This window comes from Nonomuraea sp. NPDC048881, from assembly GCF_040649795.1.
GTDB lineage: Bacteria > Actinomycetota > Actinomycetes > Streptosporangiales > Streptosporangiaceae > Nonomuraea.
Genome location: NZ_JBEZGC010000032.1, coordinates 1 through 20,552 on the forward strand (window position 1 = coordinate 1; position 20,552 = coordinate 20,552).

Below are 20,552 nucleotides of genomic sequence, written 5' to 3' on the forward strand. Positions count from 1 at the left end.
AAGCTGCTGGCCATCTGCCAGCGCTCCGACGACGGCCGCTCGTTCGGCGTGCGGGTGCACCCGGCGATGATCCCGCGCACCCACCCGCTGGCGGACTTCGACAGGTAGAGGGTCTTCCAGGTGCCGGCGTACAGGCAGTTCAGGGACGGCTTGGAGCCCTTGCCCTCGGCGCAGACCTTCAGCTCGACCTGGTAGACGTCGTGGTACTCGAAGGAGAACCGCTTGGCGGAGCTGGAGGAGCAGTTGCGGATGCCGCGCTCCTTGTTGGGCAGGTTGCTCCCGTCGCGGTAGGTGATGCGGAACACCGCCCAGCCGCAGGCGGAGTCCTTGCGGGTCGAGTCGGTCAGCTTGCCGGAGATCCGCACCACGTCGGCGGTCGGCAGGTCGGCGTGGTCCTCGCCGGTCGCGCTCAGCGTGCCGGTCGCCTTGGCGGCGTGCCCGGGGGCGTAGTAGGGACCCCAGGGTGCGGCCGAGGCGGCCTGGGCGGGGGAGGAGGCGAGCGCGACCAGGGCTGCGGCGGCGACACCGGTCAGGACGGCGGCGGTACGGGAGGCGGTCATCGAGGGGTTCCTTCCTCTCTGGGATGACCACACAGTGCATTGGCCCGATTTCAACCGGCTTGCGGGGCCGCTTGCAAGCTAGTTGTATTTGTACTGCCGCGTCGCGACCCGGTGGGAGCCGTTGTAGACCGACGCGCGGTACATGCTGATCGACTGGTCGCCGTGCTCGGCCTTGCCGCAGGTGTTGAGGCCGGCGAGCTGGTGGATCTCGTAGCGGGCGGTCGGGTCGCCGGCCACGAAGTACTCGGCGCGTGCCTGGTACTCGTCGGCCCTGGTGTCGCAGGCGAAGACGTACGTGTCGCGCTCGTGGAAGCACACGCTGGCCCCGCCCTTGGTGTACGAGCACAGCTTCGACCGGCCCCGAGCGGCGGCCGGGGTGACGCCGGTGTCGCGCTTGACCGGGTATTTGGTGAGGTTGCGGACGGTCTTCCAGCGGCCCACCCGGACGCGGTGGTTGCCCTCGTACACGGCGGCCCTGAACGTCACGGTCCTGCCGATCTCGCGGTTGCCCCGGATCTCGCCCTTGCCGGCCAGGTTGTGGATGACGTACTTGGTGCCCAGGTACTCGTTCAGGTGGTATTCGACGGCGGCGTGCAGCTTGTCGTTGCGGGTGTCCTCGACCCAGATGCCGGGCCGGTCGCTGCCGTCCGGGCCCACGCACACCTCGGCGCCCTTGACCCGCATGCAGGCGGGCTCGGCGACGGCGGCGGGGGTGGTGGTCAGAGCCGTGGTGGTCACGGGGGCCGGCTCCTGAACGGCGGCGGCGGCCGGGCGGGCCTCGCCCCGGGCCACGGCCCCTCCTGTGGTGAGCGCGGCGGCCGTCATCACGGCCATGGCTACGAGTTTGCGACCTGACGCCACTTCGGTCTCTCCAGTCTTATGGATCACACACCGGGCTGTGCTTGAGTGTGACGCGGAAAATGCCGGAGTGGTTCTGAAATATGCGGTTTGGGCCTTCGGTAGGTTGGACGCATGGCGGACCGGCATGCGTGACGAACGGCTGCGGGAGATCGCGGCGAAGCTGGCCGAGGTGCCCGGCGTGGTGGCGGTCGCGCTCGGCGGCAGCCGGGCGCGCGGCACGCACCGGCCGGACTCCGACGTCGATCTGGGCCTGTACTACCGGGGGCCGCTCGCCGTCGGCGACCTGCGCGCCCTCGCCCGGGAGATGACCGGCGAGCCGACCGAGGTGACCGAGCCCGGCGGCTGGGGCCCGTGGGTGGACGGCGGCGGCTGGCTCACCGTCGAGGGGTGGCGGGTGGACTGGATCTACCGCGACCTCGACCGGGTGCGCCGCGTCTGGCAGGACTGCCGCGCCGGACGGTACGAGATCGGCGTCCAGCCGGGCCATCCCCTGGGCTTCTACTCCCACGCCTACGCGGGCGAGGTGGCGCTGTGCAAGGTGCTGGCCGACCCGTCCGGCGAGCTGGCGGCCCTGCGCGCCGAGACAGCCGCGTACCCGCCCGCGCTGCGCGAGGCGCTGGTCCAGGGGTTGTGGGAGGCCGGCTTCTCGCTGACGATCGCCGCATACGGCGCCGCCGGGCGCGACCCGGTGTACGCCGCCGGGGCGCTGTTCCGCGCGATCGGCGTCGCCTGCCACGCCCTGCACGCGGCCGACGGCGCCTGGCTGATCAACGAGAAGGGCATGGTCGCCGCCGCCGACCGGCTGCCCTCGGCGCCCGCCGGCTTCGGCGAGCGGGCCCAGGCGCTGCTCGCCTCCGTCGGCGGCACGCCGGAGGAGATCGCCCGTACGGTGGCCGCCGCCGAACGGGTCATCGCCGACGTGCGGGCCGCCTGCGGGGTGTGATCAGGCGTTCCCCCTGGCCCTGGCGGGGGCCAGCGTGGTCAGCAGCAGCAGGAGCGCGCTCTGGGCGAGCATGCCGGGCGCGAGCGGCGGGGCCGGGCCGACGGACTTGGTCAGCGCGTACCACCATTGGGTGAGGGGCGAGAGGGTCTGCCAGGTGTCGGCGTGGCGCGGGTCGAAGGCGCCCATGTCATGGTTGGCCGAGATGTGCGCGTACACGCCGTAGGCGGAGGCGAGCAGCACCACCAGTGCGATCCCGCGGACGACCTTGAGCGTGAGGGGCGAGGCGTCCAGGGCCAGCAGCACGAGCGCGGCCCCGAGCGCCAGCAGCGCCACCCAGGGGACGAACTGCTGCCAGGACTGCCAGTGGCGTTCGAAGGCCAGCTCCAGGCCGGCGCCCAGGATGCCCAGCGCGACCAGCCCGAAGAGCCCCAGGCGTACCGTGACGGCCCCGAGCCGTCCGATCTGTGTTTGCGCGTTCGTTGGAGGCACGGGCACCACGGTGTGCTCCCGGTCTCAGAGAGATCTCAGGAATACATGAACGTTCAATGAGAATCGCGGATCTTCCGCCGTTTCTGGACAAGCGCGACTTAAGGGATCATAGGGACGTGAGCGTACTCGCGGTCGTCTCCTCGGTGCTCGCCCTCGTCCTGAACGGGCTGATGGCGGGCGTGTTCTTCGCCTTCTCCACCTCCGTCATGCCCGGCCTGGACGCCGTGGGGGAGTCCGTGGGGAAGGAGGGCGCGGCGGCCGCCATGCGCAGCATGAACAGGAAGATCCTGAACCCGGGGTTCCTGTCGACGTTCACGCTGGCGCCCGTGGCCTCGCTGCTGGCCGGCGTGTTCCTGCTGATCGGCGGGGACGGCGGGCCGGCGATGCTGGCGTTCGCGGCGGCCGTCGTCTACTTCCTGGGCTCGATCGCCGTCACGGCCGCGATCAACGTGCCGATGAACAACGCCCTGGAGGCGGGTGACCTGGCCTGGCAGGCGTACGCGCCGCGCTGGACCCGGTGGAACACGCTGCGCGGCTGGGCCTCGGCGCTGGCCGTGGCGCTGCTGGGCGTCGCCCTGTACGTCTGGGTCTGACCCGGCGTACGTCTGGGTCTGACCCGGCGTACGTCTGTGTCTGACCCGGCCGGATGCATCCCGATGGACGAGCACCGGGATGCGCATCCGCGCGACGGGATCACATGTTGATCATGTGGCCCGCGAGGCCGTGGATCGCCTCCTTGACCGCTTCGCCGAGCGTCGGGTGCGCGTGCACGTTGCGCGCGACCTCGTGCACGGTCAGGTCCCACTGCTGGGCCAGCGTGAGCTCGGGCAGCAGCTCGGTGACCTCGGGGCCGATCAGGTGGGCGCCGAGCAGCTCGCCGTGGGTGTTGTCACTGATGATCTTGACGAACCCGGCGGTGTCGCCCAGACCGTGGGCCTTGCCGTTGGCCGTGAAGGGGAACTTGGCCACCTTGACGTCGTAGCCCAGGTCGCGGGCCTGCGCCTCGGTGTAGCCGAAGCTGGCCACCTGCGGCTGGCAGTACGTGGCCCGCGGGATCATCACGTAGTCGAGCTCCATGGTCTCGGCGTCGCCGATGGTCTCGGCGGCGATGATGCCCATCGACTCGGCGGCGTGGGCCAGCATGAGCTTGGCGGTGACGTCGCCGATGGCGAAGATGTGGGGCACGTTCGTGCGGCAGCGGCCGTCGACGGCGATCGCGCCGCGCTCGGTGAGCTGCACGCCGGTCTTCTCCAGGCCGTAGCCGTCGACGCGCGGCTGGAAGCCGATGGCCTGCATGACCTTGTCGGCCTCGAGCACCTGGGTCTGGCCGTCGCGGGTGACGGTGACCTTGACCGAGCCGCCGGTGTCCTCGATGCCGTCGACGCGGGTCGAGGTCAGCACCTCGATGCCGAGTCGCTTGTAGCGCTTGGCCAGCTCGGCCGAGACCTCTTCGTCCTCCAGCGGCACGACCCGGTCGAGGAACTCCACGATCGTCACCTTGACGCCGTAGTTGTGCAGCACGTACGCGAACTCCACGCCGATCGCGCCCGCGCCCGCGATGATGATGCTGCGCGGCAGGTTCTCGGTGAGGATCTGCTCCTCGTACGTCACCACCCGCTCCGACAACTGCGTGCCCGGGATCAGTCTGGTGGTGGCCCCGGCCGCGATGATGCAGTGGTCGAACGTGATCGTCTCATCGTTGACCTGCAGAGTGTTGGCGTCGAGGAAGGTGCCGCGCCCGTCGTACTCGGTGATGGCGTTCTTCTTCATCAGGTAGTGAACGCCCTTGACCCGGCCGTCGGCGACCTTGCGGCTGCGCTGGAAGGCCGCGCCGTAGTCGAAGCTCACCTCGCCGCTGATGCCGAACGTCTTGGCCTCGTTGTGGAAGATGTGGGCCAGCTCGGCGTTGCGCAGCAGCGCCTTGGACGGGATGCAGCCCACGTTCAGGCAGACGCCACCCCAGTACTTCTCCTCGACGACCGCGGTACGCAGCCCGAGCTGGGCGGCGCGGACGGCGGCCGTGTATCCTCCCGGACCCGCGCCGAGAACGACGACGTCATAGTGAGTGCTCATGACTCGGACCATACCGCCCGCCCCAGGCCACCCTTGACGCTAGACCTCCACCTTGTACGGCAGCGTCAGCTCGTCGGCCGGAACGCCCCGGATTCCCCAGTTCACCTTGGGCATCTCAATGATCGTGATCTTCACATCCTCAGGGTCGTATCCCGACTTTTCGTAGATCGACCGGATCAGCGCGCGCTTGGCGTCGTCGCTGCGTCCCGTGAAGCACACGACCTCGATGATCAGGTAGTTCGCGCTGCGCCCCGGGCAGACGAAGTCGTCGGCGTCCAGCAGCAGGAACCGGTGGAACCGCTTCTCCTCGGGCACGCCCCACGCGCTGACCAGGCACGACTGCAGCAAGTCGGAGATCTCCCGCTGCCGTCCGGCCCACACGTCACGACGCCCGTAAACCTTCACCTGTGCCATGTCGGCAATATAGAGGGCGTGATCCGCGTACTCCTCGCCGACGACGAGGCCATGATCCGGGCCGGGGTCAAGGCGATCCTCGACTCCGACCCGTCCCTGGAGGTGGTCGCCGAGGCAGGCGACGGCAGACAGGCCGTCGACCTGGCCATCGGCCACCGTCCCGACGTCGCGCTGCTCGACATCCGCATGCCGCGCCTCGACGGCCTGGCCGCCGCGGCCGAGCTGCGCCGCGTCGCGCCCGCCACGGCCGTGGTGATGTTGACCACGTTCGGCGAGGACGACTACATCGCCAGGGCGCTGGAGGTGGGGGCCGCCGGGTTCCTGCTCAAGTCCGGCGACCCACGCGAGCTGATCGCCGGCATCCACGCGGTCGCCGACGGCGCGGCGTACCTGTCGCCCAAGGTGGCCCAGCGCGTGATCGCCCAGCTCGCCGGCGGCCGGATGGTCCGCGAGGCCGAGGCCCGCGACCGCGTCGGCGTGCTCACCGACCGCGAGCGGGAGGTCCTCGCGCTGCTCGGCGCGGGCCTGTCGAACGCGGAGATCGCCAAGCGGCTGCACATCGTGGAGGGCACCGTGAAGGCGTACGTGAGCACGATCCTGACCCGGCTCGACGTGCGCAACCGCGTCCAGGCCGCGATCATCGCCCACGAGGCGGGATTGGTAGCCTGACCCGTGATGTATCGCCTCGTGTTCACGCAGGTCTTGCGGCGTTTCGACGCCGAGGCCGTGCACCGTCTCACCGTCAAGGGCCTGGCCGTGCTCGCCCGGCTGCCCCTGCTCAAGCGGCTGCTCCACCGAGCGTTCGCCCCGCACGACCCGGTCCTGCGGGTGACCGCGTTCGGCGTGCACTTCCCCGGCCCGTTCGGCCTGGCCGCCGGGTTCGACAAGGACGCGGCCTGCGCCGAGGCGATCGCCGCGCTTGGCTTCGGCCACGTCGAGGTCGGCACCATCACCGCGCACGCCCAGCCCGGCAACCCGCAACCGCGCCTGTTCCGGCTGGTGGGGGAGCGGGCGGTGATCAACCGGATGGGCTTCAACAACTCCGGCGCCCGGGCCGCCGCCCGGCGGCTGCGCCGTACGCGCGGGGTGCCGGTCGTGGTCGGGGTGAACATCGGCAAGACCAAGGTGGTGCCGGAGTCCGAGGCGGTGGCCGACTACGTGACCGGCGCCAGGGAGCTGGCCCCGCTGGCCGACTACCTGGTGGTCAACGTCAGCTCGCCCAACACGCCCGGCCTGCGCAACCTCCAGGCCGTCGAGCTGCTGCGCCCGCTGCTGGTCGCGGTCAAGGAGGTCGCCGACGCGACGCCGCGCCGTACGCCGCTGCTGGTGAAGATCGCCCCCGACCTGGCCGACGAAGACGTCGACGCGGTCGCCGACCTGGCCGTGGAGCTGGGCCTGGACGGCATCATCGCGACCAACACCACCATCAGGCACGGCGGCGAGACCGGCGGCCTGTCCGGGCGTCCGCTCAAGGGGCGCTCGCTGGAGGTGCTGCGCCGGCTGCGCGCCAAGGTCGGCGACCGCCTCACGCTGGTCTCCGTGGGCGGCGTCGAGGACGTCGACGACGTCTGGGAGCGCCTGCTGGCCGGGGCCACCCTGGTCCAGGGGTACACCGGCTGGATCTACGGCGGCCCGCTGTGGGCCGCCCGCATCCACCGGCAGCTCGCCCGCCGGGTCCGCCGCCACGGCCTGTCCTCCGTCACCGAGGCGATCGGCCGCACCGCCTAGGGCCCCTATCGTGGAATCGTGATCAATGCCGAGGTGAAGCTCACCGACGACGTCGTCATGCGTCCCGTCGCCAGGTCCGACGCGCGGGCGCTGGCCGACGCCTACCGCCGCAACCGCGACTTCCTGCGCCCCTGGGAGCCCCGCAGGCCGGCCGACTTCTTCACCCCCGCGGGCCAGGCCGCACGCCTCGAACGACTGGCCGAGGACCGTGCGGCCGGCTTCGTGATGCCGTGGGTGCTCACGGACGGCGACCGCGTCGTGGGCAGGATGAACCTGAACAGCATCATCCGCGGCGCCGCCCAGAGCGCGTCGCTGGGCTACTGGGTGGACGCCGCCTACAACGGGCGGGGGCTGGCCACCAAGGCGGTGCTGGAGGCGTGCCGGGCCGCCGACGAGGACCTGAGCCTGCACCGGGTGGAGGCCGGCACGCTGCTGCACAACAAGGCCTCGCAGGCGGTCCTGCGCAAGGCGGGCTTCGAGGAGTACGGCATGGCCCCACGCGCCGTCAGCATCGACGGCGCGTGGCAGGACCACGTGCTGTTCCAGCGCATACTCAACGACCGCCCCGCGCCCATGTGACCGACGGTCAGACGCTCGGCCGGGTCGACTCCGCGTCGTGCGTCATGGCGTCGATGCGCTCCATCACCTCGTTCACCTTCACGCCGCTCGGCCGGTGCGGACGCCGCCGCTGCCACGGGTGCGGGCCCGCCGCCGGCCGGTACTCCACGCCGATGGCGTCGAGCCGCCGCAGGTGACTCTCCAGCCGTCCGGCGAACCCGTCGCCGTCCGAGCCGGCCCAGGCCACCTCCGCCAGCGCGCACGACCGCGGCCAGAGCCGGTAGTCGACGGTCCGGGGGTCGGGCACCCGCTCGGTCCAGAGCTGGGCCTGCACGCCCATGACGCGTGCCCGCTCCTCGTCCGTCCAGTCGGCGGGGGCCGGGTCGAACGCGGCCACGTCGGCCACCGTGGTGGTGTCGCCGATGGCCATCGGCTCGTCGGCGGAGGCCGCCTCGGCGTAGTCGAAGTAGAGCGGGAACACCGGGGTGGCGACCACGTCGTGGCCCGCCGCGGCGGCCCGCCGCCCGACGCCCATGCCGCGCCACGGCATGACGACGGTGTCCTGGCGCAGCCCGCCGCTGACGAACGCCTCGTCCCACACCACGGCCCGCGCGCCGCGCTCGGCCAGGGCGTCGGCGAGCGCGCGCAGGAACCACGCCTGCAGGTCGGGCACCGTGGACAGCCCCAGCGACTCGCGGTAGGCCGTGATCTGCGCCGACTGCGCCCAGTGGTCGAGCACGACCTCGTCCCCGCCGATGTGGAAGAAGGGCACCTCGCCCAGCGCGCCGATGATCTCGTCGAAGATCGTGATCAGGAACTCGACGGTGGGCGGCAGCGGCGACAGGATCGCCGGCGAGATGCCCCACCGGTCGAGCACGTCGTAGGGCTCGCCGGTGGCGCCGAGCGCCGGATAGGCGGCCAGGATCGCCGAGGCGTGCCCCGGCACGTCGATCTCGGGCACCACCGTGACGAACCTGGACCGCGCGTACGCGCCGATCTCGGCCAGGTCCTCCAGCGTGTAGTAGCCGCCGTGCGGGATGTCGTCGTACGCCTCCGGCTCCCGGTAGTAGTTGACGGCCGTGCGCGGCCGGTGCGAGGAGACCTCGTGGAGCAGCGGGTAGGCCCGGCTCTCCACCCGCCAGCCCTGGTCGTCGACCAGGTGGAGGTGCAGCCGGTTCAGCTTGTGCACGGCCATCAGGTCGATCAGCCGCAGCACCTCCCGCTTGGGGGAGAAATGCCGGGCCACGTCGAGGTGCAGCCCCCGCCAGGCGAACCGCGGCGCGTCCTCGATCCGCACCCCGGGCACCGGCCACGACGCGCCCTCGGCGAACCGGTAGGAGGCGTCCGGCAGCAACTGGTGCAACGACTGCGCGGCGTAGAACGCGCCCGCCGCCCCGCCGGCGACGATCTCGATCCCCCGCGACCCGGTGGTCAGCCGGTAGGCCTCCGCGCCGAGCGCGGGATCCTGGCGTACCTCGATCTCGCCCGAGTCTCCCGGGCGCAGGTCGAGGAGGGGCAGCGCGCGACGTACCGCGTCCGCGTACGGACCGGCGACGGTCGCGCCCGAGGTCAGCTCGAAGGAGCCGGAAAGATCACTGAGCAGCTTGGGGCGAGGAATCATGCTTCGAGATAGTGCTGCATCCCGTTCGCGAGTGCCAAGGCGATCCGCTGCCTGAACTTCGGGTCCTGGAACTTGGCCGCGTCGATGGCGTTGCGCATGTTGCCGCACTCGACGAGGACCTTCGGCACGGTCGAGAGGTTGAGCCCGCCGATGTCGTTGCGGAAGTTCAGCGCCTTGGCGCCGACGTAGTTGGAGTAGGGGATGCCGGTGCCCTTGAGGTAGGCGTCGCGTACGTCGATCCCCAGCTTGGTCGAGGCGCCCACGACCTTGTCGACCGGCCCGTTGATCTTCTTCGGGAGGATCACGTGGAACCCCCGGTGCGAGGGGTTGTCCGAGCCGTCGCCGTGGACCGAGATCGCGGCGTCGGCACGGGCCTTGTTGCCGATCGCGGCCCGCTTGTCGATGCACGGGCCGACGCCGTCGTTGCTCGACCTGGTCAGCTTGACGGTCGCGCCGCGCTGCTCAAGGATCTTCGCCATGCGGTTGGAGACGTCCCAGGTGAAGGCGGCCTCGCTGTAACCGCTCTTCGTGGCCGTGCCGGTCGTGTCGCATTCCTTCATCTTGGTCAGCACGTTGACCTTGCGGTTGATCTCCGCCGGATGGCGGTAATTGGCGCCGTTGTGCCCGGGGTCGATGACGATGACCTTGCCGGCGAGCGGTTTGGCGCCGGGCGGTGCCTGCTTCGCCGTGGCCGTCTCCGTCGGCCCGTCCTGGACGGACGCCTTGCCGGTCTCCTGGACGGTGGAGGGGGCCTGACCTGCCGCGGCGCCACCAGGCTCGGTGCCGCCGCACGCGGAGGCGATCAGGCCGCAGACGGCGAGGACGGTGGCTGGTAGAGCACGCATGAGCTCCAACTTACGTGAAGCCACGCGTTCAGGCCCGTATCAACAGCAATCCTGCGAGTCGGTCCGCGACCCCGCCGAAGTGCCGGACCGGGACCGCTGCGACGGTCCGCCTGGCGGTTTCGCCGTCCGCTTCACCACACGTGCTCGCCAACCTCCTGCCGTTCGAGCAGGGCGGCCAGCTCCCGCGCGTCCTCGGCGTCGAGGCCGAGGACGACGCGGGGGCGGCCCCACGGATGGTCGAGGGAATGCGCCACGTAGCTGGCGACGGACTCGGCGCCGACGTCGGTGCCCCGCCCCCTGCCCGCCCGCCAGTGCCCCCAGGCGCGTTCGAGCTCGGCCGCCGCGCGCTGGGCGCAGGACACCAGTTCTGGATCACGCATGACTGTCCCCCGGATCAGATCGTGACCGAACCAGATTCGGCCACAATTAGCATGACCCTGACGAGTAAACCGCCGTCCGGCGACGCTGCCGTACGGCTTGACCCAGGCTTTGGGCGGGCTTGCTGACGAGAGACCTGCGCATTGGCCCGCCGTGCCATTGCGGCGCCGGTAAAGGCCCGCAACGGCAGCGCAACCGGCAGATATCCCCTCAGGCGGGTCCCGTGCTGCGGCGCACGATCAGCTCGGGTTGGATCTCGCGCAGCCGGGCGCCCTTGGCCGGCTCGCCTATCCTGTCGCTCAGCAGCGCGGCCGCCGACCTGCCCATGGCACGGCGCGGCTGGTCGACCGAGGTGAGCGAGATGTGCCGTGAGGCCGACAGGTGGGTGTTGTCGTAGCCGACCACGGACAGGTCGTCCGGCACCCGCAGCCCCAGCTCGGCCGCGGCGGCCAGCACGCCCAGCGCCACCACGTCGTTGGCCGCGAACACGGCCGTCGGCCGCGGGTCGCGGGTCAGCAGGGCGATCGCCGCCTCGCGGCCGCCCTCCTCGGTCGCGTCCGCCGCCTCGACCATGATGTACGGGGCCAGCGAATGCCTGCGCATCGCCACGAGGTAACCCTCGCAGCGCGAGGACCGGGGGCCCTCGATGTGCGCGATCCGCTTGTGCCCCAGGTTCACCAGGTGGTCGATGGCCAGGCGGGCGCCGAGCCGGTCGTCGTCGACCACGATGTCGACGCCGTCGAGCTCGATGTCACGTTCCCCTACGACGACGGTCGGGGTGTAGGCGGTGGCCTCGATCAGCGTCTCGCTGGTCGGCGCGATGCCTAAGAGCACCAGCCCGTCGACCCGGAGCTCCAGGAAGGCCTCGACGGCCTCGTCCTCGAACGCCGGGTCCCACTGGCTGTTCCCGATCAGCATGCGCAGCCCGTCGCCGTGCAGGCTCTCCTGCAGGCCGTCGAGGAACTCGGCGTAGAACGGGTTGTGCAGGTCGGCGACGAGCGCCCCGACCAGATGTGTACGTCCTTCCACCAGGCTGCGCGCGACGGCGTTCGGCCGGTAGCCGAGCTCGCGCGCCGCCTGGAGCACTGCCTGCCGCCGATGCTCGCTCACGTGCGGGGATCCGCGCAGCACGAGTGAGACCAGCGACTTCGAGACGCCGGCTCGCTCGGCGACGTTGCGGATGGTGGGTCGTGGCCGAGGCAATGGCTCTACCTCGCGGAGCTCGGCGATGGTTGAAGTGTTGACGGGCGGTCCTGACATGTGTCTCCCCCGCGATGCGGATATGGGCACCTGTCTCACCAAACGATCGAGTAAGCCGCAGGGTACGGCTTCGGGTTAGGGAAGCCTGATATTGACCCATTCGCCACACGTCCGCTATTGGGCATGCCGTCGGATACTGTGCAGGTGTGACACCCGGGAAGTCAGCCGAGACGGCACGCCCCGCACGCCGAAGGCTGAGCGTGGACCGCCGTCGCGAGGAGCTCATGGCGGCCGCGCTGGAGCTGTTCAGCACCCGTGACGCCGAGGACGTCTCGATCGACGACGTCGCCTCCGCGGCAGGCGCCTCGCGGGCGCTGGTCTACCACTACTTCGGCGGCAAGCAGGAGCTCTACGTGGCCGCGCTGAGGAGCGCGGCCGAGCAGCTGGAGTCGCGGTTGCGCCCGGCCGAGGGCGGCAGGCCGCTCGACGAGCTGGCCGCGGGCCTCGGGCGTTACTTCGACTTCGTCGAGGAGCACGCCGCCGGCTTCGCCGCGCTGCTGCGCGGGGGGCCCGCCAACCGGGCGGGCGAGGTCGGGGAGATCGTCGACGGCGTGCGCCGGAGGCTGTTCCGCCTCATCCAGAAGCAGATGCGCGTCGAGGAGCCGAGCCCGGTGCTGCGCACCACGCTGCGCTCGTGGATCGCCTCCGTGGAGACGGCCGGCCTCGACTGGCTGGAGCACCGCGACGTCGAGCGGCCGATCCTGGAGAAGATGCTCGTCGACCACATGGTGGCCCTGCTCGGCGTGGCCGCCGCCTACGACGGCGAGGTCGGGGAGCTGCTCGACGTGCTCACCGGCGAGCAACTGGGGTAGCGGGGGAAGAGTGGCGCCGGGCGGGCGACGCCAACTTCCCCGTGCGACGTCACGTCGGTGGACCGGGCAAGCGTACCTGGTCCACCCTCAACCCCCCTGAGGTTCGTGACGACCCTTGCGACTACTCGGAACGCTGCTGCGGAATGCCCGCGAGCAGTGCGCGAACCTCGGTCTCCCGGTAACGCCGATGACCGCCGAGGGTACGAATCGACGTCAACTTGCCCGCCTTGGCCCACCGCGTAACGGTCTTGGGGTCGACCCTGAACATGGTCGCGACCTCAGCGGGCGTGAGCAGTGGCTCGGCCTCGGGTGTACGAGCTGACATTTGTGCGGCCTCTCCTCCGTGTGGACCGGCTTAGCGATCCTGTGACTGCCTTTGCGCGTGTCACGGATGTCCCCCTATGGCGCAGAGCGTGCGGCTTTTCTGAGCCATATGCGGCATCACCCGATGTGACCATACCGCCACGCAGAGCGATTGGCGAGCCCTTCTTTGACCCAACTGCCCGCCCCCATGGCGATGTCACGCTCGGTGATTCTAGCGACACGGTTCGTGGTATCGCAGTGAAAACGGCAAACTACTCAGTTCGCAGAAGAGAGCAGCCGCGAGACGTGACCTACTCATGCAGGTCAGACGGTTGTTTTGGGAATCAGTTGGCGGATTCCAGCTGTTGCATTGACTTCCACCGAAGGATGACGCGCTGGTACATGGCATAGGCAAGTTCTTCTTGACCCGTGTCCAGACCGGTCAAAGCGGCCGAAAGCTCAGCAACCGACTGGTCGGCCTGGAGGGCGTCGTCGTTCATCAGGTGGACCAGGCCGCCGTAGTCGAGTTCGACCAGCGAGTGCGGGTGGAACTCCTCCAGCCAGCGCGCGATGTCCTCCACGTCGAAGTTGGACGACGCGTCGCCGAGGTGCCGGCGCATCACGTTGAGGGCGCGGGCCGCCCGCCTCCTGGCCTGCGCCATGGAGGTGACGTAGATGAGGTTACGGCCCGTAGTGGTCGTCACGTCCTGTCCCGGGGTGGAGGAGCCGAGCACCAGCCAGCGCTCGTTCCCATCAAACGGCACGAACCACGATGGCGGCACATGCCACGCCGTGGTGCGAATGTGCGTACGCAAGGCGGACGAACCGGCCCGGCGCTTGAACCGGTCGAAGTCGTCGGCCGTCTGCTCGGCGATGGCCTTGGGCACGAGCCGGTCCATCAGCTTCACGGGAGTGGCGCCACGAAGCCTTGAGAAGGCCAGCCACGACCGCAGACGGGTCTGCCAGGGACATACGTACAAACGGTCCTCAACGCGCCGCAGATAGGCATTGGGGCTCTCCTGGGCGGGAACGGGCTGAGGGGGCATGCCGAGCAGGCGCATGACCGACTCGCTGTGCTCCGCGTTGAGCGCGTTCGCCCGGCGCGGACGGTCGCGTGAGTCGGCGTAGTCGGTCCACAGCTTGCGCTCGGACTCGGCGAACGCGGTCAGTGGCTCATAGACGCGGAGGTAGGCGGCATAGGGCAGCACGGAGGCATCGTGTCACGAAGAGCACCTGCGCGCACCGTCGGGCTCACTAGTCTGAGAGTGACCTCCGCCGCGAAGGAGCGGTGGACCGGACAGGGAGTCACTACCGTGACCGACGTCTTCGGCACGTCCCACAAGGACGTCCACGAGCAGGTCGTCTTCTGCGCCGACGAGCAGAGCGGCCTGCGTGCGATCATCGCCGTCCACAGCACGGCCCTCGGGCCCGCGCTCGGCGGCACCAGGTTCTATCCGTACGAGAACGAGCAGGCGGCCCTGGCCGACGTGCTCAACCTGGCCAAGGGCATGTCCTACAAGAACGCCCTGGCCGGCCTCGACCTCGGCGGCGGCAAGGCCGTCATCATCGGCGACCCGGCCAAGGTCAAGAGCGAGGCGCTGCTGCGCGCCTACGGCAGGTTCGTCGAGTCGCTCGGCGGGCGCTACATCACCGCCTGCGACGTCGGCACCTTCAGCGAGGACATGGACGTCGTCGCCCGCGAGTCCCGCCACGTCACCGGCCGCACCCTGGCCCACGGCGGCGCCGGCGACTCCTCGGTGCTGACCTCGTTCGGCGTCTTCCAGGGCATGCGCGCCTCGGCCGAACGGGTCTTCGGCACGCCGTCGCTGCACGGCAGGCGGGTCGGTGTCGAGGGGGTCGGGAAGGTGGGCCACCGCCTGGTCGACCTCCTGCGCGAGGACGGCGCCGAGGTCGTGATCTGCGACGTCGACCCACGGGCCGTCGAGCGGGTGCGCCAGCGGCATCCGGAGGTCGAGGTGGTCGCCGACGCCCAGGCGCTCACCACGTCCGACATCGACGTCTTCGCGCCCTGTGCGCTGGGCGGCGCGCTCGACGACGCCACGGTGGCCGGTCTGCGGGCGAAGATCGTCTGCGGCGCGGCCAACAACCAGCTCGCGCATCCCGGCGTCGAGAAGCAGCTGGCCGACCGCGGGATCCTGTACGCGCCCGACTACGTGGTCAACTCCGGCGGCGTCATCCAGGTCGCCGACGAGATCGAGGGCTTCAGCATGGACCGGGCCAGGGCGAAGGCGGCCCAGATCTACGACACGACTCTGAAGATCTTCGGGATCGCGGCGGACGAGGGCGTTCCGCCGGCTGTGGCAGCGGATAGGCTAGCTGAGCGCAGAATGTCGGAAGTCGGGCGTATTAGGGCCATTTGGCTGGGCCACTGACGCCCCACGCCCATACGACGTACCGAGCTGGGCACAAAACAGGTACGGTAATAGGCGAACGATAGGCTGACGTCCAAAGTCAGGCGGCGTCAGTGTGTGGTGCGTTAGCGACGAGGGGTCGGGGACGACCCCACACGAGGGGGTCGAGCCAATGGGGCGCGGCCGAGCAAAGGCCAAGCAGGTCAAGGTTGCTCGCCAGCTGAAGTACAACAGCGGTGGCACGGATCTTGACCGTCTGCGCGACGAACTCGGGGTCGGAGACTCCAGCAATGACGACGCCGACGACCTCAACGATGAGCTGGCGGATCGCTATGCCGATTACGCCGATGACTACGGCTCCGGGGACGACGAAGACGGCCGTCCCGGTCGCCGATAGCCGTTCTTCAGAGTGACGTGGCCGAGGATCCGGCATGTGCCGGGTCCTCGTTCATGAGCGTCGGGCCCCACGGGCAACCGTGGGGCTTTCGTCACGCTTGCGTGCGGTCGAGAAAGCCCGCGACCAGCGGCGCGATCTCAGGGAGCCTGTCCTCCAGCGCGAAGTGCCCGGTGTCGAGCACGTGCAGCTCGGCGTCCGGCAGGTCCCGCAGGTAGGCGTGCGCGCCCGGCTCCGGGAAGAAGGCGTCGTTGCGGCCCCACACGATCAGCGTGGGCGGCCGGTGGCGGCGCAGCCATGCCTGCCAGTCGGCGTAGAGCGCGAGGTTGGAGCGGTAGTCGAGCGCGAGCGCGAGCTGGGCTTCCCGGCGTCCGGGCAGGTCCAGGAAGTGCTGGTCGAGGGTCCATCCGTCGGGTGCGACCGCTGAGACGTCCGACGCGCCGCCCTCGTACTGGCCGCGCGTGACGGGCAGGGTGAACAGGTCGCCCAGGCTCTCCGCGGGCGCGTGGATGGTGGTGCGCGCCAGGTCCGACAGGCCCTCGTCGTAGGCGTTGGCGTTCTGGACGATCAGGCCGGCGATCCATTCGGGGTGCCGGGTGGCCAGGCGGAAGCCGACGGGGCCGCCGAAGTCGAAGGCGTACCAGACGAAGCGGTCGAGCCCGATCTTCTGCACGAAACCTTCGACCACGTCGGCCAGGCGGTCGAAGGAGTAGACGAAGTCGCCGGGGGCCTCGGTGTGGCCGAAGCCGGGATAGTCCGGCGCGATCAGGCGGTAGCGCGCGCCCAGCGCGTCCATCAGGCGTCTGTACTGGTGGGAGGCCGAGGGGAAGCCGTGCAGCAGGAGCACGGGGATGCCGTCGCGCGGGCCCGCCTCCCGGTAGAACACCTGCACGCCTTCCACGTCCACGAAACCGTGGCGGATCTCCGGGATCTCCATGCCTAATGCCTTTCTCGCGCAATGATGCGTTAGTTATAGCGAGCAGGCTTCTAACGCGTCAAATGGGGGATGTAGCATTAGAACCCATGGAGTTCCTGATCGGTGAGCCGCTCGCGCTGGACCTGGTGAACACCCGGGCCCAGGACTTCGACGTCCTCGACACGCCCGAGGTGTTCGGGAACTGGCTCGATCGTCAGGCGGGCCGGCTGACCTCCGTCGGGGGGCCGTACACGGCGGACGACCTGGGCGTGGTCCGGGAGTTGCGGGCGCATGTGGCGGCGGCGGTCGACGCCGTGCGCCGGGGCGAGAGACCGCCCGGCGAGGCGGTCGGGGCGATCAACGACGCGATGCGCGCCGCGCCCGCGTACGGGCAGCTGGACGTCACGGACGGCGGGCTCACCAAGGGCGCGCGCAGGGACGGCGACCGGCTCGCCCGCCTGCTCGCGCAGCTCGCCGAGGCCGCGGCCGACCTGCTCACCGATCCGGCGGCGAGCCGGATCCGGGCCTGCGAGGGGCCCCGGTGCCTCATGATCTTCCTGCCCGCCCATCCGCGGCGCCGCTGGTGCTCACCGGAGCTGTGCGGCAACCGGGTGCGCGTCGCCCGCCACTACCAGCGGCACAAGACCGGCTGAACGGGGGCCGGGGTCGAGCCGGCCCCCGTCGGGTCAGCGGTAGCGGGCCTGGCCCGAACCCTGGACGATCTCGCCCAGCACCCACGCGTGCAGACCGCGCTCGGCGAGCAGCCGGATGGCCTCGTCGGCCGAGCGGGGCGCCACCACGGCCGCCATGCCCACGCCGAGGTTGAACGTACGGTCCATGTCCTTCTGGGCGATCCGCCCGTGCCCGGCGAGGACGCCGAAGATCGCCGGCGGGGTCCAGGACGACCGGTCGAGCAGCGCGTCGAGGTGGCCGGGCAGCGACCGCGACAGGTTGGCCTCCAGGCCGCCGCCCGTGATGTGCGCGTAGGCGTGCACCTCGGTCGTGCGGGCCAGGTGGAGGCAGTCGAGCGAGTAGACGCGGGTCGGCTCCAGCAGCTCCTCGCCCAGCGGACGGCCCAGCTCGGGCAGCACCGCGTCGAGCGACAGCGACGCCTCGCGCAGCACGTGCCGCACCAGCGAGTAGCCGTTGGAGTGGATGCCGGAGGAGGCCAGCCCGAGGACCACGTCGCCCTCGCGGATCCGGTCGGGGCCCAGCATGGCGTCGGCCTCGACCACGCCGGTGCCGGCTCCGGCCAGGTCGTACTCGTCGGGGCCCATGGCGCCCGGGTGCTCGGCGGTCTCGCCGCCGACCAGCGCCGCGCCGGCCAGCCGGCAGCCCTCGGCCACGCCGCCGACGATCTCGGCGACGCGCTCGGGCACGACCTTGCCGACGGCGATGTAGTCGGTCATGAACAGCGGCTCGGCCCCGCAGACCACCAGGTCGTCGAGGACCATGCCGACCAGGTCGATGCCGATCGTGTCGTGCTTGCCGTAGCGCTGGGCGATCATGACCTTCGTGCCCACGCCGTCGGTGGAGGAGGCGAGCAGCGGACGCCGGTAGCGCAGCAGCGCCGAGGCGTCGAAGAGCCCGGCGAAGCCGCTGGCGTCGTCGACCACCTCCGGCCGGCGGGCCCGCGCCACCTTGTCCTTCATCAGGGTGACGGCGCGCTCGCCCGCCTCGATGTCGACGCCGGCGGCCTCGTAGGTACTCACGCTTTGCTCTCCAACACGAACTTGCCCACGTTGTCCTGGTCGATGGGGATCGGGTACGAGCCGTCGAAGCAGGCCCGGCAGAGCCGCTCGGCGGGGATGGTGGTGGCCTTGGTCAGGCCCTCCAGGGAGATGTACCCCAGCGAGTCGGCGCCCAGCGAGGCCCGGATCTCCTCGACCGACAGCGAGCCGGCGATCAGCTCGGCGCGGGTCGCGAAGTCGATGCCGTAGAAGCACGGCCAGGCCACGGGCGGCGAGGAGATGCGGACGTGCACCTCGCGCGCCCCCGCCTCGCGCAGCATCTTCACGATGGCGCGCTGGGTGTTGCCGCGCACGATCGAGTCGTCGACGACCACCAGGCGCTTGCCCGCGACGACCTCGCGCAGCGGGTTGAGCTTGAGCCGGATGCCGAGCTGGCGGATGGTCTGCGAGGGCTGGATGAACGTGCGGCCCACGTAGGAGTTCTTCACCAGGCCCTGGCCGTAGGGGATGCCGCTCTCCTCGGCGTAGCCGACGGCGGCCGGGGTGCCGGACTCGGGCGTGGGGATGACCAGGTCGGCCTCGACCGGGTGCTCGCGGGCCAGCACGCGGCCGACCTCGACCCGGGTGACCTGCACGCCGCGGCCCGCGATCGTGGTGTCGGGGCGGGCGAGGTAGACGTACTCGAACAGGCAGCCCTTGGGGTCGGGCAGGGCGAACCGGCGGGACCGGACGCCGTCCTCGTCGATGGTGAGCAGCTCGCCGGGCTCGACCTCGCGGACGAACGTGGCGCCCACGATGTCGAGGGCCGCCGTCTCGGAGGCCACCACCCAGCCGCGCTCCAGGCGGCCCAGGACCAGCGGGCGGATGCCCTGCGGGTCGCGGGCCGCGTAGAGCGTCTTCTCGTCCATGAACACCAGCGAGTACGCGCCCTTGACCTGCGGCAGCAGCTCGGCCGCCGAGTCTTCGATGGAACGCGTGCGATCCTGGGCGAGCAGCGAGGCCAGGACCTCGGTGTCGGTGGTCGCCCGGGTGGAGCCGGGAGCCAGGCGCTCGGCCAGCTCCGGCGTGTTGATCAGGTTGCCGTTGTGCGCGAGCGCGAGCCCGCCGACCTCGGTGGAGCTGAGGGTCGGCTGCGCGTTCTCCCACACGCTCGAACCGGTGGTGGAGTAACGGCAGTGGCCGATGGCCAGGTGGCCGCGGAGGGTGCCCAGCACCGACTCGTCGAAGACCTGGGCCACCAGGCCCATGTCCTTGTAGACGAGGATGCGGCTGCCCTCGCTGACCGCGATGCCCGCGGACTCCTGGCCGCGGTGCTGCAACGCGTACAGCCCGTAGTAGGTGAGTTTGGAAACTTCCTCGCCTGGCGCCCAGACGCCGAAGACGCCACAGGCGTCTTTGGGTGCGCGGTCGTGGGGGTCCAGGTCATGGCCGAGCCGGCCGTCGCCCTTCAGCACATGCCTCAGTTTAGGTTGCGGGCTTCCGTGCTCGCACACCCGGGTGCTCCATCAACCGGCGTGGGACGATCTGCCGGCGTTGGATCCGTCGCGGACGAACTCTCCGGTGACGTTGCGGTTCGCCGCCGATCCGAGGAAATGGATCAGCGCCGCCATGTCGTCGGCGGTCGAGAGCCGGCGGCTCGGCGTGCGGGCCGCGACGCGGTCGAGGGCCTCCTGGGTGACCGGGCGCTCGGCCTCGGTGATCGTGAGCCCGGCCACGGCCACGTTGACCAGCACGCCGTCCCTGCCGGCCTCCCAGGCCAGGGCGCGGGCCATGCCGTGCAGGGCCATCTTGGCGGTGCCGTACGGGCCGGGGCCCGGCTGGCCCTCCTCGGCGGCGCCCGAGGAGACGAAGACGATCCGGCCGAAGCCGTTCCGCCGCATCCCGGGCAGGAGGGCCTGGACGAGCAGGGCGTTGCCGACGACGTTCGCGTGCAGGGCGGCCGTCCATTCGGCGGCGGGCACGTCCTCGAAGCTCATGCTGTTGGGCATGATCGTGCCCCAGCGGACGGCGTTGAGCACGAGGGCGTCCACCGGGCCCGCCTGGGCGGCGGCGGGCGCGATGGTGGCGTGGTCCTCCAGGTCCAGGTGGACGGCCGCCGCCTGGCCGCCCGCCTCCTCGATGCGCTTGACGACCTCGGCGGCGCGGCCGGGGCCGGTGTTGTAGGTGATCGTGACCCGCGCGCCGGCCCTGGCGTAGGCGAGCGCGGTGGCGGCGCCGATGCCGGAGGAGCCGCCGGTGATGAACGCGTGCATGGGGATGCCTCTCTTGATTAGCCGACTAATTAGCCAGCTAAGTCGCTTTTGGCCGCTGGAGGCAAGGGGGTTTCGCTCTCGG

General features: G+C 70.6%; 24 protein-coding genes. 9 read left to right on the forward strand and 15 right to left on the reverse strand.

Annotated features, from left to right (window positions below; translation table 11 throughout):
* Both AB0C33_RS48770 and AB0C33_RS48775 read right to left on the reverse strand, forming a co-directional pair.
* A partial coding sequence (locus AB0C33_RS48770; protein ID WP_358302080.1) for a hypothetical protein occupies positions 1-560 on the reverse strand: 560 nt, incomplete at its 3' end.
* A gap of 78 nt (positions 561-638) precedes the next feature.
* The gene (locus AB0C33_RS48775; protein WP_358301922.1) at positions 639-1,394 is read right to left on the reverse strand and encodes a hypothetical protein; all 756 of its coding nucleotides are present in this window, start codon (positions 1,392-1,394) and stop codon (positions 639-641) included.
* 151 nt (positions 1,395-1,545) lie between these two features.
* Between AB0C33_RS48775 and AB0C33_RS48780 the strand changes: the two genes are divergently transcribed.
* Complete coding sequence (locus AB0C33_RS48780) at positions 1,546-2,364, forward strand: nucleotidyltransferase domain-containing protein (protein WP_358301925.1); 819 nt, start codon at positions 1,546-1,548, stop codon at positions 2,362-2,364.
* Here AB0C33_RS48780 and AB0C33_RS48785 read toward each other — a convergent pair whose 3' ends face one another.
* A complete protein-coding gene (locus tag AB0C33_RS48785; RefSeq protein ID WP_358301928.1) occupies positions 2,365-2,853 on the reverse strand; it encodes a hypothetical protein in 489 nt (162 codons plus the stop codon).
* Between the two features lie 116 nt (positions 2,854-2,969).
* On the opposite strand from AB0C33_RS48785, the gene AB0C33_RS48790 reads away from it, so the two are divergent.
* On the forward strand, positions 2,970-3,446 hold the full coding sequence (locus AB0C33_RS48790) for an anthrone oxygenase family protein (protein WP_358301931.1): 477 nt from the start codon (positions 2,970-2,972) through the stop codon (positions 3,444-3,446).
* Positions 3,447-3,546: 100 nt separating this feature from the next.
* Here AB0C33_RS48790 and lpdA read toward each other — a convergent pair whose 3' ends face one another.
* Both lpdA and AB0C33_RS48800 read right to left on the reverse strand, forming a co-directional pair.
* On the reverse strand, positions 3,547-4,926 hold the full coding sequence (lpdA, locus tag AB0C33_RS48795; protein ID WP_357708034.1) for a dihydrolipoyl dehydrogenase: 1,380 nt from the start codon (positions 4,924-4,926) through the stop codon (positions 3,547-3,549).
* Positions 4,927-4,965: 39 nt separating this feature from the next.
* On the reverse strand, positions 4,966-5,340 hold the full coding sequence (locus AB0C33_RS48800) for a tautomerase family protein (RefSeq protein ID WP_358301934.1): 375 nt from the start codon (positions 5,338-5,340) through the stop codon (positions 4,966-4,968).
* Between the two features lie 18 nt (positions 5,341-5,358).
* Here AB0C33_RS48800 and AB0C33_RS48805 point away from each other — a divergent pair, with 18 nt between their 5' ends.
* From AB0C33_RS48805 to AB0C33_RS48815, 3 genes are read left to right on the forward strand one after another with little or no spacing between them, the layout of a single operon-like run.
* On the forward strand, positions 5,359-6,009 hold the full coding sequence (locus tag AB0C33_RS48805) for a response regulator transcription factor (protein WP_358301937.1): 651 nt from the start codon (positions 5,359-5,361) through the stop codon (positions 6,007-6,009).
* 6 nt (positions 6,010-6,015) lie between these two features.
* Positions 6,016-7,068 (forward strand): quinone-dependent dihydroorotate dehydrogenase, encoded by a 1,053-nt coding sequence (locus AB0C33_RS48810; RefSeq protein WP_358301940.1) that lies wholly within the window; start codon positions 6,016-6,018, stop codon positions 7,066-7,068.
* A gap of 18 nt (positions 7,069-7,086) precedes the next feature.
* Complete coding sequence (locus tag AB0C33_RS48815) at positions 7,087-7,647, forward strand: GNAT family N-acetyltransferase (RefSeq protein ID WP_358301943.1); 561 nt, start codon at positions 7,087-7,089, stop codon at positions 7,645-7,647.
* 7 nt (positions 7,648-7,654) lie between these two features.
* Here AB0C33_RS48815 and AB0C33_RS48820 read toward each other — a convergent pair whose 3' ends face one another.
* The 4 genes from AB0C33_RS48820 to AB0C33_RS48835 form a co-directional block, all read right to left on the reverse strand.
* Positions 7,655-9,247, reverse strand: a complete 1,593-nt coding sequence (locus AB0C33_RS48820) for a beta-N-acetylhexosaminidase (RefSeq protein WP_358301946.1) — start codon at positions 9,245-9,247, stop codon at positions 7,655-7,657.
* Entirely contained in the window at positions 9,244-10,092 is an 849-nt protein-coding gene (locus tag AB0C33_RS48825; protein ID WP_358301949.1) for an N-acetylmuramoyl-L-alanine amidase, read from the reverse strand. Before AB0C33_RS48825 ends, AB0C33_RS48820 begins: the two co-directional genes overlap by 4 nt.
* Positions 10,093-10,223: 131 nt before the next feature.
* A complete protein-coding gene (locus AB0C33_RS48830) occupies positions 10,224-10,472 on the reverse strand; it encodes a hypothetical protein (protein WP_125645653.1) in 249 nt (82 codons plus the stop codon).
* Between the two features lie 208 nt (positions 10,473-10,680).
* A complete protein-coding gene (locus tag AB0C33_RS48835; RefSeq protein WP_358301952.1) occupies positions 10,681-11,673 on the reverse strand; it encodes a LacI family DNA-binding transcriptional regulator in 993 nt (330 codons plus the stop codon).
* A gap of 257 nt (positions 11,674-11,930) precedes the next feature.
* Between AB0C33_RS48835 and AB0C33_RS48840 the strand changes: the two genes are divergently transcribed.
* Positions 11,931-12,542: a TetR/AcrR family transcriptional regulator gene (locus tag AB0C33_RS48840; protein WP_358301955.1), complete on the forward strand. Its 612-nt coding sequence runs from the start codon at positions 11,931-11,933 to the stop codon at positions 12,540-12,542.
* 121 nt (positions 12,543-12,663) lie between these two features.
* Here the strand turns inward: AB0C33_RS48840 and bldC are convergent, their stop codons facing one another.
* Together bldC and AB0C33_RS48850 are read right to left on the reverse strand one after the other, a co-directional pair.
* Positions 12,664-12,867: a developmental transcriptional regulator BldC gene (gene bldC, locus AB0C33_RS48845; RefSeq protein WP_013133571.1), complete on the reverse strand. Its 204-nt coding sequence runs from the start codon at positions 12,865-12,867 to the stop codon at positions 12,664-12,666.
* A gap of 322 nt (positions 12,868-13,189) precedes the next feature.
* Complete coding sequence (locus AB0C33_RS48850) at positions 13,190-14,053, reverse strand: hypothetical protein (protein ID WP_358301957.1); 864 nt, start codon at positions 14,051-14,053, stop codon at positions 13,190-13,192.
* 105 nt (positions 14,054-14,158) lie between these two features.
* Between AB0C33_RS48850 and AB0C33_RS48855 the strand changes: the two genes are divergently transcribed.
* Together AB0C33_RS48855 and AB0C33_RS48860 are read left to right on the forward strand one after the other, a co-directional pair.
* On the forward strand, positions 14,159-15,238 hold the full coding sequence (locus AB0C33_RS48855; protein WP_352320458.1) for a Glu/Leu/Phe/Val dehydrogenase dimerization domain-containing protein: 1,080 nt from the start codon (positions 14,159-14,161) through the stop codon (positions 15,236-15,238).
* A gap of 151 nt (positions 15,239-15,389) precedes the next feature.
* Complete coding sequence (locus tag AB0C33_RS48860) at positions 15,390-15,614, forward strand: DUF3073 domain-containing protein (RefSeq protein ID WP_358301959.1); 225 nt, start codon at positions 15,390-15,392, stop codon at positions 15,612-15,614.
* A gap of 91 nt (positions 15,615-15,705) precedes the next feature.
* Here AB0C33_RS48860 and AB0C33_RS48865 read toward each other — a convergent pair whose 3' ends face one another.
* Entirely contained in the window at positions 15,706-16,548 is an 843-nt protein-coding gene (locus AB0C33_RS48865; RefSeq protein WP_358301962.1) for an alpha/beta hydrolase, read from the reverse strand.
* Positions 16,549-16,634: 86 nt separating this feature from the next.
* Here AB0C33_RS48865 and AB0C33_RS48870 point away from each other — a divergent pair, with 86 nt between their 5' ends.
* On the forward strand, positions 16,635-17,180 hold the full coding sequence (locus AB0C33_RS48870; RefSeq protein ID WP_358301965.1) for a CGNR zinc finger domain-containing protein: 546 nt from the start codon (positions 16,635-16,637) through the stop codon (positions 17,178-17,180).
* A 33-nt stretch (positions 17,181-17,213) separates the two neighbouring features.
* Here the strand turns inward: AB0C33_RS48870 and purM are convergent, their stop codons facing one another.
* Genes purM through AB0C33_RS48885 form a run of 3 tightly spaced genes read right to left on the reverse strand, consistent with a single transcriptional unit; the run spans position 17,214 to position 20,470 of the window.
* Positions 17,214-18,239 carry a phosphoribosylformylglycinamidine cyclo-ligase gene (gene purM / locus AB0C33_RS48875; protein WP_358301968.1) on the reverse strand — a complete coding sequence of 342 codons (1,026 nt, stop codon included), beginning with the start codon at positions 18,237-18,239 and terminating at the stop codon, positions 17,214-17,216.
* The gene (purF, locus tag AB0C33_RS48880) at positions 18,236-19,672 is read right to left on the reverse strand and encodes an amidophosphoribosyltransferase (protein ID WP_358301971.1); all 1,437 of its coding nucleotides are present in this window, start codon (positions 19,670-19,672) and stop codon (positions 18,236-18,238) included. The genes purM and purF overlap by 4 nt, the downstream gene beginning before the upstream one ends.
* Positions 19,673-19,723: 51 nt before the next feature.
* Positions 19,724-20,470 carry an SDR family NAD(P)-dependent oxidoreductase gene (locus AB0C33_RS48885; RefSeq protein ID WP_358301974.1) on the reverse strand — a complete coding sequence of 249 codons (747 nt, stop codon included), beginning with the start codon at positions 20,468-20,470 and terminating at the stop codon, positions 19,724-19,726.
* Positions 20,471-20,552 lie beyond the last annotated feature (82 nt).